14 protein-coding genes are annotated in these 17,151 nt (G+C 30.8%); all 14 read left to right on the top strand.

Annotated features, from left to right (window positions below):
* Positions 1 to 123 precede the first annotated feature (123 nt).
* The gene (locus WAX78_RS05545) at positions 124 to 1,950 is read left to right on the top strand and encodes a nucleoside-diphosphate sugar epimerase/dehydratase (protein WP_336481255.1); all 1,827 of its coding nucleotides are present in this window, start codon (positions 124 to 126) and stop codon (positions 1,948 to 1,950) included.
* A 57-nt stretch (positions 1,951 to 2,007) separates the two neighbouring features.
* Complete coding sequence (locus WAX78_RS05540) at positions 2,008 to 3,162, top strand: glycosyltransferase family 4 protein (RefSeq protein WP_336481254.1); 1,155 nt, start codon at positions 2,008 to 2,010, stop codon at positions 3,160 to 3,162.
* Entirely contained in the window at positions 3,147 to 4,256 is a 1,110-nt protein-coding gene (locus tag WAX78_RS05535) for a glycosyltransferase family 1 protein (RefSeq protein WP_336481253.1), read from the top strand. The genes WAX78_RS05540 and WAX78_RS05535 overlap by 16 nt, the downstream gene beginning before the upstream one ends.
* A 5-nt stretch (positions 4,257 to 4,261) precedes the next feature.
* Positions 4,262 to 5,146 carry a glycosyltransferase family 2 protein gene (locus WAX78_RS05530; RefSeq protein WP_336481376.1) on the top strand — a complete coding sequence of 295 codons (885 nt, stop codon included), beginning with the start codon at positions 4,262 to 4,264 and terminating at the stop codon, positions 5,144 to 5,146.
* 94 nt (positions 5,147 to 5,240) lie between these two features.
* A complete protein-coding gene (locus tag WAX78_RS05525) occupies positions 5,241 to 6,320 on the top strand; it encodes an EpsG family protein (protein ID WP_336481252.1) in 1,080 nt (359 codons plus the stop codon).
* Positions 6,321 to 6,504: 184 nt separating this feature from the next.
* A complete protein-coding gene (locus tag WAX78_RS05520; protein WP_336481251.1) occupies positions 6,505 to 7,245 on the top strand; it encodes a glycosyltransferase family 32 protein in 741 nt (246 codons plus the stop codon).
* 18 nt (positions 7,246 to 7,263) lie between these two features.
* Positions 7,264 to 8,217 carry a glycosyltransferase family 8 protein gene (locus tag WAX78_RS05515; protein WP_336481250.1) on the top strand — a complete coding sequence of 318 codons (954 nt, stop codon included), beginning with the start codon at positions 7,264 to 7,266 and terminating at the stop codon, positions 8,215 to 8,217.
* 26 nt (positions 8,218 to 8,243) lie between these two features.
* Positions 8,244 to 9,443 (top strand): glycosyltransferase, encoded by a 1,200-nt coding sequence (locus WAX78_RS05510; protein WP_336481249.1) that lies wholly within the window; start codon positions 8,244 to 8,246, stop codon positions 9,441 to 9,443.
* Between the two features lie 82 nt (positions 9,444 to 9,525).
* Positions 9,526 to 10,551: a glycosyltransferase family 2 protein gene (locus tag WAX78_RS05505; protein ID WP_336481248.1), complete on the top strand. Its 1,026-nt coding sequence runs from the start codon at positions 9,526 to 9,528 to the stop codon at positions 10,549 to 10,551.
* Complete coding sequence (locus tag WAX78_RS05500; protein WP_336481247.1) at positions 10,500 to 11,744, top strand: glycosyltransferase; 1,245 nt, start codon at positions 10,500 to 10,502, stop codon at positions 11,742 to 11,744. Before WAX78_RS05505 ends, WAX78_RS05500 begins: the two co-directional genes overlap by 52 nt.
* Before the next feature lie 21 nt (positions 11,745 to 11,765).
* Complete coding sequence (locus WAX78_RS05495) at positions 11,766 to 12,884, top strand: polysaccharide pyruvyl transferase family protein (RefSeq protein ID WP_336481246.1); 1,119 nt, start codon at positions 11,766 to 11,768, stop codon at positions 12,882 to 12,884.
* A complete protein-coding gene (locus WAX78_RS05490) occupies positions 12,881 to 14,068 on the top strand; it encodes a glycosyltransferase (RefSeq protein WP_336481245.1) in 1,188 nt (395 codons plus the stop codon). Before WAX78_RS05495 ends, WAX78_RS05490 begins: the two co-directional genes overlap by 4 nt.
* A 77-nt stretch (positions 14,069 to 14,145) precedes the next feature.
* Positions 14,146 to 15,276 (top strand): glycosyltransferase, encoded by a 1,131-nt coding sequence (locus WAX78_RS05485; protein WP_336481244.1) that lies wholly within the window; start codon positions 14,146 to 14,148, stop codon positions 15,274 to 15,276.
* Between the two features lie 19 nt (positions 15,277 to 15,295).
* Positions 15,296 to 16,837: an oligosaccharide flippase family protein gene (locus WAX78_RS05480; RefSeq protein WP_336481243.1), complete on the top strand. Its 1,542-nt coding sequence runs from the start codon at positions 15,296 to 15,298 to the stop codon at positions 16,835 to 16,837.
* Positions 16,838 to 17,151 lie beyond the last annotated feature (314 nt).

Below are 17,151 nucleotides of genomic sequence, written 5' to 3'. Positions count from 1 at the left end.
GAGGGCGGGTTAGATGCCCGAATTTTATCAGATTAAAGCTTTTAGCTATGAGTTTTTGAAAAGACCTCGTAGTTAAAAGCTTTAATTTTTTTAAAAGTAATGATTGAAAACGGGGGAAGGCTTATGACATATCGGCAGAGGCTATCGTTATTGCTTTTTGTGGATTCATTCATTGTATTAAGTGCAATTTTCTTTAGTTATTTTTTTGTAAATGCTAGTTTCCACGTTATTACATTATCGTCAGTAATTAGTTCTATAACTTTACTACTTAGCCATCATTTTTTTGCTTTCATTTACAAGTTGTATAAAAAGGCGTGGGAATATGCGAGTATAGGGGAATTATTAATTATTTTTAAAGCTATTACATTCTCTATTATCACCACAGCTTTTGTGCAACAAGTAATGATACATAAGATTTACTTTCGTTTGCTTGTTGTAACTTGGATGATTCATATTTTATTAATTGGCGGATCACGTTTTGTTTGGCGGATGTATAGAGATGCATATTTTAAAAAGGATGATACGAAAAAGAGAACTTTAATTATTGGCGCTGGTTCTGCAGGAACAATGGTGGCAAGACAATTGCTAAAGAACAACGATACAGAATTATTACCTGTTGGATTTATTGATGATAATGTAAAAAAACATAATCTTGATATTCTGGGTATTCCAGTAATTGGCGGGGTGGATCGAATTGAGCATGCTGTTCAAAATCTGAATATAGAAAGTATCATAATAGCAATTCCTTCACTGAGTAGAAAAAGCTTGAACTCCATTTTTAAAGAGTGTTCAAAGACAAAAGCGAAAACTCAAATTCTTCCTATGCTAGAAGATTTAGTAACAGGAAAAGTTTCAGTTAATGAATTTCGTGATGTTCAAGTAGAAGACTTGTTAGGCCGAGATCCGGTTGAATTAGATATGAATAGCATTTCAGAATACTTAACCGACAAAGTTATTTTAGTGACTGGTGCTGGAGGTTCAATTGGTTCAGAGATTTGTAGACAAGTTACAAAATTTAATCCGAAGCAATTAATTTTATTAGGCCATGGCGAAAACAGTATTTACTCTATTGAAATGGAATTGAAAGAGTTATATGGTGGCACGAAGATTACATTTATTTCAGAGATTGCAGATATACAAGATAATAAGAAGATGATGTCAGTGATGAACAAATATCATCCACATGTTGTCTATCATGCTGCTGCCCACAAACATGTACCGTTAATGGAACATAATCCAGAAGAAGCTGTAAAAAACAATTTAATCGGGACGATGAATATTGCAGAAGCAGCAAGCTGGCATAATGTAGAGACATTTGTCATGATTTCTTCTGATAAAGCAGTGAATCCAACAAGTGTTATGGGGGCAACGAAAAGGCTGGCTGAAATGATTATTCAACAGAAAGATAAAACGAGCCATACAAAGTTCGTTGCTGTTCGTTTTGGAAATGTATTAGGAAGCCGCGGGAGCGTGATTCCGCTATTCAAAAAACAAATTCAAAAAGGCGGACCAGTTACAGTTACTCATCCAGATATGGTTCGTTACTTTATGACCATTCCAGAAGCATCAAGACTCGTTATACAGGCGGGAGCTTTAGCTAAGGGTGGAGAAATTTTTGTGTTAGATATGGGTGAACCGGTAAAAATTGTCGATCTCGCTAAAAATTTAATCAAACTATCAGGAAACTCTATAGAAGAAATCGGAATAAAATTTACTGGAATGAGACCCGGCGAAAAGCTTTTTGAAGAGTTGTTAAAAGATGATGAAATCAATGAACAACAAATTTATCCGAGAATTTATGTGGGAAAAGAAACGAATATTTATATAGAAGAAATTGAAAAAGTCATTTCTACATACTCTGAATGGGATAAAGAGGAGTTACGAACAAAGCTACTATACTTAGCTAATAATCATGATATCTCAAAAATACCAATATCTATCTCTGGTTAAATGACTGCGAAAACTGTACCTTAATTGAAAATATAGTTGAATGGGTGTGTGATCTAAGTGTCTAAGAAAGTGTTGTTTTGTGCAACAGTAGACTATCATTTCAAAGCATTTCATTTGCCATATATGAAATGGTTTACAGAGCGGGGCTGGGAGGTACATGTTGCTGCAAATGGCAATATAGAGCTTCCATATGTAGATGAAAAGTATGACATTCCTATCCAAAGATCACCTTTTAAACTCCAAAACTTTTATGCATACAAGGAGCTTGCATCAATCATCAATAAAAATAAGTACAGCATCATTCATTGTCATACACCTATGGGAGGAGTACTTGCCCGCTTAGCTGCAAGAAAAGCGCGAAGACAAGGAACAAAAGTGATATATACAGCTCATGGATTTCATTTTTGTAAGGGTGCCCCACTCATAAACTGGCTTGTATATTATCCAATTGAAAAAGGACTAGCTCCTTATACAGATTGTCTCATAACAATCAATAAAGAAGATTACAATCTTGCCGTGGATCATCGCTTTAAAGCAGTGTGTATTGAGCACGTTCATGGGGTAGGGGTCGATATAGAGCAATTTAGACCGGTAAAAGAAGTGCATAAACGCAATATAAAGATGCAATTTGGTTATAAGCCAGACGATTTTTTAATGTTTTATGCTGCAGAATTTAACAAAAATAAAAATCAGCAATTGTTGATTCATTCGTTAGCTTTACTAAAAAATGAGGTTCCAAATGCAAAGCTTTTACTTGCAGGAAATGGTCTATTAATGGAAAGTTGTAAGACACTAGCTGGTCAGTTAGGAGTTGCCGAGATGGTGCATTTTCTCGGTTATCGAACTGATATTGCTTCATTATTACCAATGTGTGACCTTGCTGTTGCATCCAGTCTGCGTGAAGGTTTACCAGTTAATATTATGGAGGCTATGGCTTGTGGCCTTCCAGTTATAGCTACTGATAATAGAGGACATAGGGAACTTATTCTCAATAATGAAAATGGTTGGATCATAAGTCATAACAACCTAGACGAGATGTCCGATAAGATAAAATACCTTGCTCAAAATCCCAATTTGAGTATTCAGTTTGGGAATACCGGGCGTAATATGATTGAAAATAAATATGCCATTAATAAAGTATTAGAAGAAAAGAAAGACCTTTATGCTATGTTCACGGGTGAAACGGAGGAGTTAAAGTGGGCTATCCATTAAGGATATTACACGTAGTTGTAAATATGAATCGAGGCGGTGCTGAAACTCTAATTATGAATTTATATCGAAATTTAGATCGACCTAAAGTCCAATTCGACTTTCTTACCTGTAAGGAAGGTGTGTTCGATGAGGAAATAGTAGAGCTAGGCGGAAAAATTCATAGAGTTCCATATATTACAGATGTCGGGCATATGGAGTACATGAAAGCCTTAAATACTTTCTTTGCATCTCATGGAGAATATAGAATTGTGCACTCGCACATGGATAAAATGAGTGGGTTTGTACTCCGTTCAGCTAAAAAAGCAGGTATACCCATTCGAATTGCTCACAGTCATAATACGAGCAGTGAGGGCGGCGTTGCAGCCAAAATGTATAAATGGTACGCCGGGAAATTTATATCACCGAATGCCACGCATCTGTTAGCGTGTTCGGAGGTAGCTGCTAAGTGGTTATTTGCAAATAAAGCAAATGCAGCTAAAATTTTAAAAAATGGGATTGAATGTGATAGATTTGCATTTTCTTCTAATATTAGAAAACAAGTGAGAGAGGAATTACAACTTCACCAAGATACTTTCGTAGTTGGACATGTCGGAAGATTCACGCATCAAAAGAATCATTCTTTTCTTATAGACATATTTGCGCAATTAATCAATTTGAAACCGAACTCTATTCTTCTATTAGCGGGAGATGGTCCGCTTCGCTTAGAGATTGAAAAAAAAGTAGAAGAGTTGAATTTAAGGAACAATGTAAAGTTTCTTGGGATACGAAGCGATATAGAAAAGCTACTTCAGGCATTTGATGTGTTTGTATTTCCGTCTGTTCATGAGGGCTTACCGGTTACTCTTATAGAGGCACAAGGAGCTGGATTACCTTGTATGATATCGGATGCTATTACACAGGAAGTTGATATGGGAATGAATTTAATTGAACGTTTCCCTCTGACTGACAAAAAGATATGGATAGAAAAATTAAACAGTATATCAGTTAGAAATTTACCAAGGGATATATCCGATCAAGCATTATCTAAAAAAGGGTACGATATAAAAAATACTGCGGGATTAACGCAAGATTTTTATTTAGCAGTGTCGAGGTGAATTATTTGAAGAAGCTAACTATTTTTACTCCTACTTATAACAGGGCATACTGTCTTCACAATTGTTATGAGAGTTTGAAGCGTCAAACATGCAAGGATTTTGTATGGTTAATTATAGACGATGGTTCCAGTGATGATACAAAAGAGTTGGTGAGCAGCTGGATTGCTGAAAATTGTATAGAAATAAAATATCACTGGCAACAAAACCAAGGCATGCATGGTGCTCACAATACAGCCTATGAGATGATCAACACGGAACTAAATGTATGTATTGACTCTGATGATTACATGCCTGATGATGCTGTAGAAAACATTCTTTCTTTTTGGGAGAAACATGGAAGTGATGAAGTCAGTGGCATAATTGGACTTGACTCGTACACAGATGGACGAATTATTGGTTCGAAGTTACCCGAGAATCTTAAACGCTCGACTCTTTTTGATCTTTACAACGAGCATAATGTAACCGGTGATAAGAAGCTTGTATATCGTACGGAATTGACGAGGAAGTATCCGTACCCGGTTTTCAAAAATGAAAAGTATGTAGGATTAGCATATAAGTATTATATGCTTGATCAGCAGTATGAGATGTTACTGATGAATGAAATCCTTTGCTGTGTTGAATATTTGCCTGATGGATCATCCATGAACATGCTAAATCAATATCGTAGAAACCCAAAAGGCTTTGCTTTTTATCGGAAGGAGCTTATGAAATTGCCATTTGCAAGCTTATTATTTAAATATAGACAAGCAATACATTATGTTTCTAGCTGTTTAATATCAAAAAATCGAAAGTTTATAAGTGAAACGCCATACAAAATTCTTACGTTTCTAGCAACCCCACTAGGGATCGTATTATATTGTTACGTTATGACTAGAACAAAAGAAACTTAATTATTTGTAGTTAGATATAATCCTAAAAAATTAGTTTTTTTTGAGAATTATACAGGGAAGGTAAATTTGATAATCCTTCGAGAGGGAATAAAAAATGACAATATTTTGGATTAATCTTCTGGTAGTTTTTATTGTTTCATTTTTCGCTAGGTATTTTGCGACAATCACATGTACAACAAATGTACTGATCTCTATAAAGCCTAATAAGATTTTGGTGTTTGTTGCTTTGTTGCCTTTAGTATTGATATCAGGCCTTCGAAAAGATATTGGTGATACGGGCTTCTATAAATACGCTTATAAGATAAGTGATTTTACTTGGAATCATATTAAAAGTGAGAAAGATATAGGATTTGGAATTTTTCAGATGTTCTTAAAGAAGTTCTCAGATGATCCACAGATAATGGTTTTCACAACGGCTTTGATTACAAATGTTCTTGTTATTCTAGTTCTATATAAATATTCAAGATTATTTGAATTGAGTATGTATGTATATATTACAGGCGGTTGGTATCTAGTTTCAATGAATGGAATAAGACAATCTCTTGCAGCAGCAATTATTTTTACTGCGACAAAATTTTTAATTGAGGGTAACTGGAAGAAATATATTTTAATTGTTCTTATTGCATCCACATTTCACCAAAGTGCACTAATATTAATTCCTATTTATTTTTTAGTTAGATTTAAAGCGTGGTCAAAGACTACCTTTATACTTATATTTTGCTCAATATTATTAGTGATAGTATTTAATCAGTTTACTTCAGTATTGTTTGCAGCCATTGAGAATACGCAGTATGGTCAGTATAAAGATTTTGTTGCACAGGGAGCAAACGTATTTAGGGTTGCGGTATATGCTGTACCGTTAGTAATTGCTTATTTGGGTAGGGAAAAGCTTAGGGAAATATATCCCGATTGCGATTATATCGTTAATATGTCAATAATAAATGTCGTATTTATGATAGTTTCCACACAAAATTGGATCTTTGCAAGGTTTTCTATTTATTTTGGTCTTTATCAAATTATTTTAATTTCCTGGATTGTGAAAGTTTTCAATGAAAAGGATCAAAAGCTTGTTTATTATGCAATATTAGTTTTTTATTTTATTTATTACTATTATGAGAATGTAAGAAGTCTAAATATAATCTATAGAAGTGATTTTATTAAGTTTTTCTCTTGATTTTAATGCTATAAACAACTGAATAAAAAACATTCTTATCTTTATAAGAAGCAAAAAACGAGTTATTTAACAAGAGCTAAACCAGCTTATATTTGATTAAGGGTAAACAATTATGTTTTTAATTAAGATACATAATAACCAGTAACCTCTTTTAAGTCAGATTTATTCAGGAGGGAGAATCTAGATGAATACAAGTGCTAATGAAATCCCCAAAATTATTCATTACTGTTGGTTCGGAGGAAAAGAAAAACCTAGTATAGTAAAAAAATGTATTGATAGCTGGAAAAAGACTTTATCAGATTATGAAATAGTCGAATGGAACGAGGATAATTTTGATACAAATAGTAACTTATACGTGAAAGAGGCTTATGAATCTGGAAAGTTTGCATTTGTAAGTGATTATGTAAGAGTATATGTCTTATATAACTTTGGTGGGGTTTATATGGATACTGATGTTGAAGTATTCAAATCCTTTAATGATTTATTACATCATGATTCGTTTTGGGGATTTGAACAAGAGAACTATATAGCTACAAGTACTATAGGAGCTGCTAAAGGGAATAAGTTGATAAAAATATTTTTAGATTCATATAAGGAAAAGAGTTTCATTACAAAAGATGGGACTTATGATGATTTAACTAATGTAGCTATAATAACTAAAATTTTAAAGGAAATTGGATTAAAACAAAATGGAAGATATCAAGAAATAAAAGGTATGGGAACTTTCTATCCTCAAACATTTTTCTCTCCATACGACTATATAAATTGTAGAAAATTCATAACGGAAAATACGTATGCAATACATCATTTTTATAAAAGTTGGCTCCCGTTCAGCACTAGAATTAAAACAAATATAAAAGTGGTTTTATCTATGATAATAGGTGGAGATAACATTGCAAGAGTAAGAAAATTATTATCTAGATAACCTTGGAGGGGAATAAATATGAGTCTAAGTGTTGTGTATTCAAGTGATAACAATTATGCACAGCATGTAGGTGTATCTATGATATCACTTTTTCAAAATAATAAAGCATTTACTAATATTAATGTTTATATTATTGAAAATAATATTTCACCAGATAATAAAAATAATCTTGAATTTATCTGTAAAAAATATAATAGAACAATAAATTTCATAGATATTAATGGTTTTTCAGATAGATTGAAGCTGAATATGAAAAACCCTATTTCCATTAATGCTTATGCTAGATTATTCCTATCTAGCGTTCTTGAAAAGGGTATAGATAAAGTTATTTATTTAGACTGTGATTCAATAATAAATGATAGTTTAAGTGAGTTATGGAACAAAGACATAAGTAATTATTATGTTGCAGGTGTCTGTGATACAGTGGGAAATAACACGAAATTAAGAATAAATATTGATTTAAATAGCGCATATATAAATTCGGGTATGCTTCTAATAAACCTAGAAAAATGGAGAAAAGAAAATATTGAAGAAAGGTTTATAGAATTTATAGATGCATATAACGGTCAGGTATTTCACCATGATCAAGGAACAATAAATGGAGTGTTAAATGAAAAGATATTACTACTTCATCCAAAGTATAATTCTATGACTCCATTTTTCACTATGAATAGAGATGAAATTATGCAGTATTATATGCTAAAGGATTATTACAGTGAAGAGGAATTAAGAGAAGCTATAAATAATCCTGTATTTATTCATTTCACTCCCGCTTTTGTAAATAGACCATGGATAAAAGGGTGTAAGCATCCTTTGGCATCACTTTACAAGGAGTATTTAGATATGACCCCGTGGAACGGAACTGACTCGTACGAAGATGAGAGAAGTAGAGGGGAAAAAATAGTAGCGTTCTTGTATAATAATTTACCATTTAGGATAGCAAATAATATATGTAAGCTTGTATTTAAGTAGATGTAGATTTAGATAGGAGATACTCTATGAAGAAGAAAATACTTATAAGTATGTACTCTTTAAATATAGGCGGAGCTGAAAGAAGTTTAATTGGACTATTAGAAAGTTTTGATTATAAAAAATATGATGTGGACTTATTCTTATATAGACACGAAGGTGAGTTTTTTAGTCTGATTCCTAAAGAGGTTAATTTACTACCAACTATAAAACGGTACACGACATTTGAGAGACCTGTAAAAAATATTATAAGAGAGGGCCATATATATTTAGGTTGTATGAGAATTTTAGCAAAATTAAAAGCTAAGGTTAAAAATAAAGGATTGAAGAAAGAACAAGGAACGTACAAACAGATGCAGTATACTTGGAATTACTCAATGCCGATATTGCCTAAAATAGAAAAACAATATGATGTAGCTATAAGTTTCCTAGGTCCTCATAACTTTATACTTGATAAGGTAAATGCTAATTTAAAACTAGGATGGAATCACACAGACTACTTTACAATTGTAAATCCGGATAAAAAATTAGATGAGAAAATGTGGAGTAGATTAGATTATATAGTAAATGTATCTAAGGACTGTGAGGAATCGTTCCTAAGGGTATTTCCTAATCTTAGACATCAAAGCATTATCATAGAGAATATACTATCATCTACGTTTGTAACAGAACAAGCGAATGATGATATAAACGATGAAATTTCTGATGATAAAGCAATAAAAATTTGTTCAGTAGGTCGGATTTGTGATGCAAAAGGATTTGATATGGCAGTAATAGCCTGTAAAAATCTAGTGCAGCTAGGCTATAACATAAGGTGGTATATTGTGGGATACGGCGGAGATGAAGAGTATATTAGAAATTTAATTAAAGACAATAATATAGGGGATAGGTTTATATTGTTAGGTAAAAAAGTAAATCCATATCCATACATAAAAAAATGTGATATTTATTGTCAACCGTCAAGATATGAAGGTAAAGCTGTAACAGTTAGGGAAGCACAGATTCTTAAAAAACCGGTTGTTATAACAAACTTTCCTACCGCAAAAAGCCAGGTTCAAGATGGTATTGATGGTTTGATAACTTCTATGGGGATAGACGGTATAGTCAATGGCATAAAAAAACTTATTGAAGATAAAGAGTTAACAGATAAGTTTGTTACTAATATGTTAATAAAGGATTATGGTAACAGCAGTGAGATTGAAAAACTATATACGATAATCGATGAATAAAATTAATTTTGAACAAGGCAGCTTAAAAAATTCGTTGAAAAAAGTTATACAAATAAGGTTACTTTGAAAGGATGTAAGGATGGTGGTTCCGAAAGTCAGTGTTATAATACCCGTTTATAATTGCGAAAAATATATTTCTGAATGTTTAGAGAGTGTATTAAATCAAACTTACACAAATATTGACATTATAATTGTAAATGACGGATCAACTGATAGAAGTGAAGAGATAGTTAATGAATATAAAGAAAAAGATAACCGAATAGTATATTACAGCCAAGAAAACAGTGGTCCATCTGAAGCTCGTAATAAAGGTATTTTAAATTCAACAGGTGAATATTTAGTTTTTGTTGATTCTGATGATACGATTAACAAATATTATATTGAGCTTTTAATAAAACAGATGATAAGTACGGGTTCTGATCTAGTATGTTGTGGTTATAAGGATATTTCTGAATATGGAGTCTTAAATTATACAGATTTTAATTTTGATAATAATGTTTCGGTACATGCTTTTATGGATATGGTTTGTAGCGGAACAGGAGGAGTTCTGTGGAGTAAACTGTATAAAAAGGAGATTATTATTAATAATGGTTTAAGGATGGATAAAAATATATTTATGTGCGAGGATTTAATATTTATTTTACAATACGTATCTCATTGCACATCATTTTCTGCTATAAAAGAGTATTTGTATAATTACAATAGACTCAACCAAAGTAGTATAAGTTCTAATATTTCAATAAATTATATACAAAATTACATTAAAGTTTTCCGTGAAATGGAAAATGTATTTAATTCTGTTTATTTAAATGAATACAAAAAAAGGAAAATAATCACAAAGGAAATTCAAGATATTGTTGTGAAGTTAGTAGAACAACAAAGTATTAATATAAAAGTAACAGGTAGGAGAAATGCAATCTGTAATATAAAGAAAATCTTATCTATACCATATGTTAATGAACATAAAGATGCATTTTCATCTGATGATTATTTTTATAAGCCATATATATTTCTTATAAGGAATAATTTTGTAAGAACAAGTATTATGTATGGAGTTTGCTTAAACATATTAAGGAATTTAAAAAAGAAATTAAAAAAGAGAAAGTAAGTGAGTCTATGAAAAAGAAGCTATTATTTGTTATTGATTCATTAACTATTGGTGGGGCAGAAAAAAGCTTGATATCTTTATTAAGCATGATAGATTCATCGAAATATGAAATAGATTTATTACTATTTAAAAAAGGCGAGGATCTTGAAAAATATGTTCCCAAATATGTGAATATGTTATCAGTTCCAGAATATTTCAGGTTTATAAATAAAGAAAAATTACCTATAAGTAAAAAGATACCATATTTCTATTATAGATTTAAAACTTCCTTAAGTTTGAGATTAAATAATTATAAAGAAAATGCTTTACATAGTGAGCAAGTAGTATTTAGAAGTTTAAAAAAAATAATTTCCCCTCTGCCAAAAAAATATGATGTAGCTATAGCATACAGTCAGGGGATGCCTACATACTTTGTTGCTAATAAAGTCACTGCATTAAGAAAGCTAGCTTGGATTAATACAGACTACGTCAATACATTATATGACAAAGAAACGGATTATGAATCGTATAAGAAGATGCATAAAATCATTGCGGTTTCTCAACACGTTAAAGAGTCAGTATCACGGATTAGAAAAGAATATAATAGCAAGGTTGATATTATTTTAGATATGATAGATCCAAATATAATTTATAAAATGGCTGAAGAACATGTAGTCAATGAATTTCATAACTCGTCAATAAATATTTTAACGGTTGGAAGGTTAGTAAATGTAAAATCATATGATACAGCTATTGAGGTAACGAGACTATTAAAGAATTCAGGATATAAGTTTAAGTGGTTTGGAGTTGGAGACGGTCCGGAAAGAAAAAGACTTCAATTATTAATAGACAAGTATGAATTAAATGGTTATTTTATATTACTTGGAAAGAAGTTAAATCCGTATACATATATGAAAAATTGCGATATATATGTACAAACCTCTATCACAGAAGGGTTTGGTCTTACCGTAAGTGAAGCTAAAATACTAAAAAGACCTATTGTATGCACTAGCTTTCCTACAGCAAACGAGATAATTAATCATAATATTGATGGTTTAATAGTAAATCATGATATAAACAGTATATACAACGGTATAAAAAGGTATTTAGATGATATTAGTTTTAAAGAAAAAATTATGAAAGAGCTAGATTCTATAGAACCTTATAACTCAGTAAATCAATTGAAAAAATTTTACGAATTGGTGGAAAAATAGTATGTGGTGGTGATAATTATAATGAAAAAAATTTTTGTGGATATTTACTTGCAGTTCAATTTAGGGGATGATTTATTTTTAGATATTCTAGCAAAGAAATATCCTAATTGTGAGTTTACAATTAATTATCTAGGTAAAAATTACGATTCATTTATCTCTCGATATAGCAATATTAATAGAAGAAAATATACATTGTTTAATAAAATTGGACAGCGTCTTAAAATATCAGATTCTATAACTAACTATGATGAAGTAGCAGAAGAGCATGATGCCTTACTATTTATAGGAGGTTCTATTTTTAGGGAAGAGGAGTATCACCATTCATTATATCAAGATAGAACGAAAATTGTTAGGGAATTTAAGAAAAGAGACAAACCAATATTTATACTAGGTGCAAACTTTGGGCCTTTTGAGACAGAGCAATTTCTTAATGATTATAAAAAATTTTTTGAATTATGTGACGATGTTTGTTTTAGGGATTTATATTCATATGAATTGTTTAAAAACTTATCACAAGTTAGGTATGCCCCAGATATTGTTTTTCAAATGAATGTAGATAAATATAAGGAACTACGGAACAAAAACAGCGTTGGATTTTCAATTATAGACGTTAGGCATAAAAAGGGATTATCAAATTATTATGATGACTATATAGCTAGTACAGTGAAATCAATTGAATTACTAGTAAATAGAGGCCATGACTGTTGTCTAATGTCCTTTTGTGAACAAGAGGGGGATTTACAAATAATAAATACAATAAAATCATTTCTTTCTCCTGAAATACTTAAAAATGTTTCTGTCTATAACTATAAAGGGAATTTAAAAGAAGCTATAAATTTAATAGCTTCTTTTAAATTGCTCGTTGCAGCAAGATTTCACGCAAACATAATAGCATTACTGTTAGGCATCGGAGTTATGCCTATAATTTATAGCCCAAAAACCACAAATATGCTTAAAGATATTAATTTTGATGATACTTTAGTAAACATGGAAGAACTTTATCTGCAGTATGATGAAAATATTATAAATAGAGCATTCAATAATAAAATCAACTTAGAATCCATATCAAGTGATGCTAAGAAACAATTTAAAAAGCTAAGTGAGTTTTTGGAAAGTAGCATTATCTCGGAGGTAGTATGAAAAAGAAAATCGTTTTTATGATGATAAATATGAATGTAGGTGGAACTGAGAAAGCGTTGCTTAATATGATATCAGAGATCCCGAAAGATAAGTATGATATAACAATTTTAATGTTAGAGGAGTATGGTGGATTTTTAAATTTCATTCCCAAAGAAGTTCATATTGAATATTTAAAGGGCTATAAGAACGATAAAGATGTGTTAAATGAACCACCACAAATAGTTGCGTTGAATTTTCTTAAAAAAGGTAAAATAGTAAAGGCTTTTAACATAGCATTCTTACATTTAATATCAAAGATGATGAAAGACAGGAGTGTCTTTTTTAAATATGTTTTAAAAGATTACCCTATAATTGATAATGGATTTGATGTTGCTGTAGCTTATGCTGGACCTATGGACTTTATAAGCTATTTTGTAGTACATAAAATAAAAGCTAAAAAGAAAGTTCAATGGATTCATTTTGATGTTACGAAAATTGCCTTTAATAAGGTATTTTCATCTAAAATATATAATAAGTTTGATAAAATTTTTGTTGTATCACATGAGGCAAAAAAGAAGTTACTTAGTGTTGTACCTACTCTAAAGAAGAAAACAGAGGCGTTTTCAAACATAGTATCATCAAAATTAATTTATAGCCAAACAAAAGAGGGTAATGGATTTGATGATAAATTCGATGGATTAAGGATATTAACAGTTGGTAGGCTAACAAACGAAAAAGGTCAAGATTTAGCTATACGAGCATTAGCAAGATTAATTGATGATGGATATAAAGTTAAGTGGTATTGTGTAGGGGAAGGAGCTTCAAGAAATAGATATGAAAAGCTAATAGAAGAATATCATCTAAAAGATAAATTTGTTTTATTGGGTACGGATGCTAATCCATATCCTTATATGAAGCAATGTGATATATATGTCCAACCATCCAGACATGAGGGATACTGTATAACACTTGCTGAAGCTAGATGTTTACATAAAGCAGTTGTAACTACAAATTTTACTGGGGCAAAAGAACAGATAAAAGATGGGAAAACGGGACTGATTGTGAATGTTGACGGAAATGACATTTATATAGCGGTGAAAAAATTGATAAACAATCATGATTTATGCGAATATTTTTCTGGAAATTTAGCGAAAGAAAATTTTGATACGACATTTGAAATGAAAAAACTATATGAGCTGTTTTGAGTCAAGTTATCGGGAGGTAACATATGGGGTTTTCTGCGAAAAGAAAAAGGGTTGTATTTGTAACTAGGAGAATGGTAATGGGAGGTATAGAGAAGGCGTTAATTTCTATGCTAGAGTCTATGCAGAAAGATGAGTATGATATAACGGTTTTAGTGATGGGAAGGGGTGGCGAACTTATAGATGAGATACCAAATCATGTAAAGGTAAAATGTTTATATGGTAACGAGAAATCTATTATAGAAAAGATATGGAACTATACAAAGAGGGGTAATTTTATTAATGCATTTAGAATAGGCTGGTATACAGTTTTAGCTAAAAAAGCTAAAACTGTATATGAACAAGAAATGTATCAATCTAAAATGTTACCGATTGCGGAAACTGAATATGATTTGGCAATTGCATATCATACTCCGGCATCATTCCCGGTAGTGTATGTAATGAATAATATAAAAGCTAAAGTTAAAGCTGCATGGATTCATAGTGATATTTCTCAATATGAAAGAGAATTACAATCATATAAAAATTTTTACCGAAGATATGACAGAATATTTTGTGTATCTAAATTTGCAATGAATAAATTTGTTGAAGTGTATCCTGATTTAAAAGGAAAAGCATCTGTATTTTATAATATTCTTGATCAAAAGAGGCTGAACTTAATGTCAGTTAAAGATGAGGGTTTTAATGATAAATTTGATGGTATACGTATCCTTACTGTAGGAAGGCTAACATCACAAAAAGGACAAGATATAATACCTAGTATCCTAATGAAATTAAAGTCAAAAAATTATAATATTAAATGGTATTGTATAGGAGATGGTGAAAGTCGGTCAAAGCTAGAGAGTATGATAAAAAAATATGATTTAGAAGAATATTTAGTACTATTAGGAACTAAGAATAATCCTTACCCGTATATAAAACAGTGTGATATATATGTACAGCCATCAAGACACGAAGGGTATTGTATTACACTAGCTGAGGCAAGAGCATTTAATAAGCCTATTGTAACAACTGATTTTGTTGGTGCTAGAGAGCAAATTGAAAACGGGCAAGATGGGTTGATAACAAAATTTGATGAAAATGAAATTTATAGTGCAATGGAGAATTTGATTAGTAATAAAGCTTTATGTGACAAGTTTAGAAGTAACTTAAACAGAAAAAGTGTCAATACTACTGCAGAAATTAACAAAATATACGATTGTTTAAGCTAAATGAAAGGTAGTTATTAGAATGAAAAGTCAACTTAAAGCAGGTGCACTATTATCATATATAGCATTGTTTATTAATAGTGCTATATCAATCATATATACTCCTATTATGTTGAAATTACTTGGACAATCAGAGTATGGTCTATATAGCTTGGCTACTTCAGCAGCAGGATATGTCGGAGTACTAAATTTTGGATTAGGTAATGCAGTGATTAGATATACAGCAAAATATAAAGCGCTTAAAGATGAACAAAGGTGCTCCAATTTATATGGAATGTTTTGTATTATGTATGGTTTATTAGGAATTGTAGCACTACTATCAGGACTAATTTTAACAATAAATGCAGACAGAATATTTTCAAACTCATTAAGTATAGATGAGGTTAGTAAACTTAAAATATTGATGGGAATCATGGTAATAAATATATCTATAGGGATAGGATTAGGATTTTTCAGCGTCGTTGTATTAGCGTATGAAAAGTTTATTTTTCAAAAGGTGATAAGTATAGTGAGTTCCATTATAAATCCTCTCATAGTGTTACCTATTCTTATGATGGGATATGGATCTGTGTCTATGACAGTTGTAACTACTATAATTAACTTTATAGTAATTTTAATTAATATATACTATTGCTTTAGAGTTCTAAAAATAAAAATAGTATTTAAAAAGTTCGAAAAAAGTTTATTAAGCGAGATAATAGTATTCTCATCATTTATCTTCTTAAATTTAATAATAGATAAGATATATTGGTCTACAGATCAAATTATACTTGGTATATTTAGTGGTACAGCAGCAATCTCTGTATATACAATAGGGGCATCTTTTACTGGATATTTCTCAGGTTTCTCTGCAGCTATATCGAATGTATTTTTAAGCAGAGTTACAGGAATGGTTACTAAAGAGGTATCAGGTACAGAAGTATCAGATTTATTTATTAGGATAGGAAGAATTCAATATATTATATTATCATTTGCTTTAAGTGGATTTATTGTTTTTGGAAAGGAATTTATTATTTTATGGGTTGGAAAGGCCTATAGTGACGCTTTTGTTATAGCTATTGTAATTTTAGTTCCTATGATAGTATCTTTAGTACAAAGTATGGGAGGAATCATACTTCAAGCAAAAAATCTGCAAACATTTAAATCGGTAATTTATGCTGTTACAGCTATAGTTAATATATTTATAAGTATAATATTTGCTCAATGGTGGGGTACTATAGGGTGTGCTCTTGGAACGGCTATAGCATTTACTATAGGGAATATAATTATTATGAATCTTTATTACTGGAAGAAGATAAATATAGATATACCAAAATTTTGGATTAACATTTTTTATATGAGTTTGCCTTTTATTATAAGTTTAGTCTTTGGGGAAATCTTAAATAAGTTAGTATTTGCTAACAGTTGGTTTATATTTATTATTAAAACTATTGTCTTTTCTATAGCATATGCTCTTTTAATGTGGTTTACGGGAATGAACAAATACGAAAAAGATCTGTTTATAGTACCTTTTAAAAAGGTACTACAGCGATTTGGAAAATGGAAATTGTATAAAGTCAGTTAATCAATGATGGGGAGTTCAAAGAGAGGAGAACTTCGTTATTTCATATTAGTTATTAATATAGAAGTACAAAAAACTACTATATTATTATAAGGTTAGTAAAAATAGGTTTATTTCTTTGTTTATTTATTGCGACTAGTATTATGTAATTAAGAAATTAACTATGAAGTTAAGCAAAGGTTTAACTTCATAGATTAAGGATAACAAACAAAGTGTTAAAGGACGTAAAAATGTTGAAGTATGTCATTTAAAGTAAAGAAACTAATAGCTTACTGCTATTTGGTTCTTTATTGCGAACGTACTGAACCTCTAATAAA

This window comes from Bacillus yunxiaonensis, assembly GCF_037104695.1.
Taxonomy (GTDB): Bacteria; Bacillota; Bacilli; order Bacillales; family Bacillaceae_G; genus Bacillus_A; species Bacillus_A yunxiaonensis.
Note: the sequence above shows the minus strand (reverse complement) of the source record. Positions and strands in the feature narration are given on the sequence as shown.

Excerpts from the sequence above, each read along its gene's own strand:
- WAX78_RS05515 (WP_336481250.1), top strand. The coding sequence starts at position 7,264 with ATGAGTCTAAGTGTTGTGTATTCAAGTGATAACAATTATGCACAGCAT.
- WAX78_RS05510 (WP_336481249.1), top strand. The coding sequence starts at position 8,244 with ATGAAGAAGAAAATACTTATAAGTATGTACTCTTTAAATATAGGCGGA.
- WAX78_RS05545 (WP_336481255.1), top strand. The coding sequence starts at position 124 with ATGACATATCGGCAGAGGCTATCGTTATTGCTTTTTGTGGATTCATTC.
- WAX78_RS05520 (WP_336481251.1), top strand. The coding sequence starts at position 6,505 with ATGAATACAAGTGCTAATGAAATCCCCAAAATTATTCATTACTGTTGG.
- WAX78_RS05525 (WP_336481252.1), top strand. The coding sequence starts at position 5,241 with ATGACAATATTTTGGATTAATCTTCTGGTAGTTTTTATTGTTTCATTT.
- WAX78_RS05490 (WP_336481245.1), top strand. The coding sequence starts at position 12,881 with ATGAAAAAGAAAATCGTTTTTATGATGATAAATATGAATGTAGGTGGA.
- WAX78_RS05495 (WP_336481246.1), top strand. The coding sequence starts at position 11,766 with ATGAAAAAAATTTTTGTGGATATTTACTTGCAGTTCAATTTAGGGGAT.
- WAX78_RS05480 (WP_336481243.1), top strand. The coding sequence starts at position 15,296 with ATGAAAAGTCAACTTAAAGCAGGTGCACTATTATCATATATAGCATTG.
- WAX78_RS05485 (WP_336481244.1), top strand. The coding sequence starts at position 14,146 with ATGGGAGGTATAGAGAAGGCGTTAATTTCTATGCTAGAGTCTATGCAG.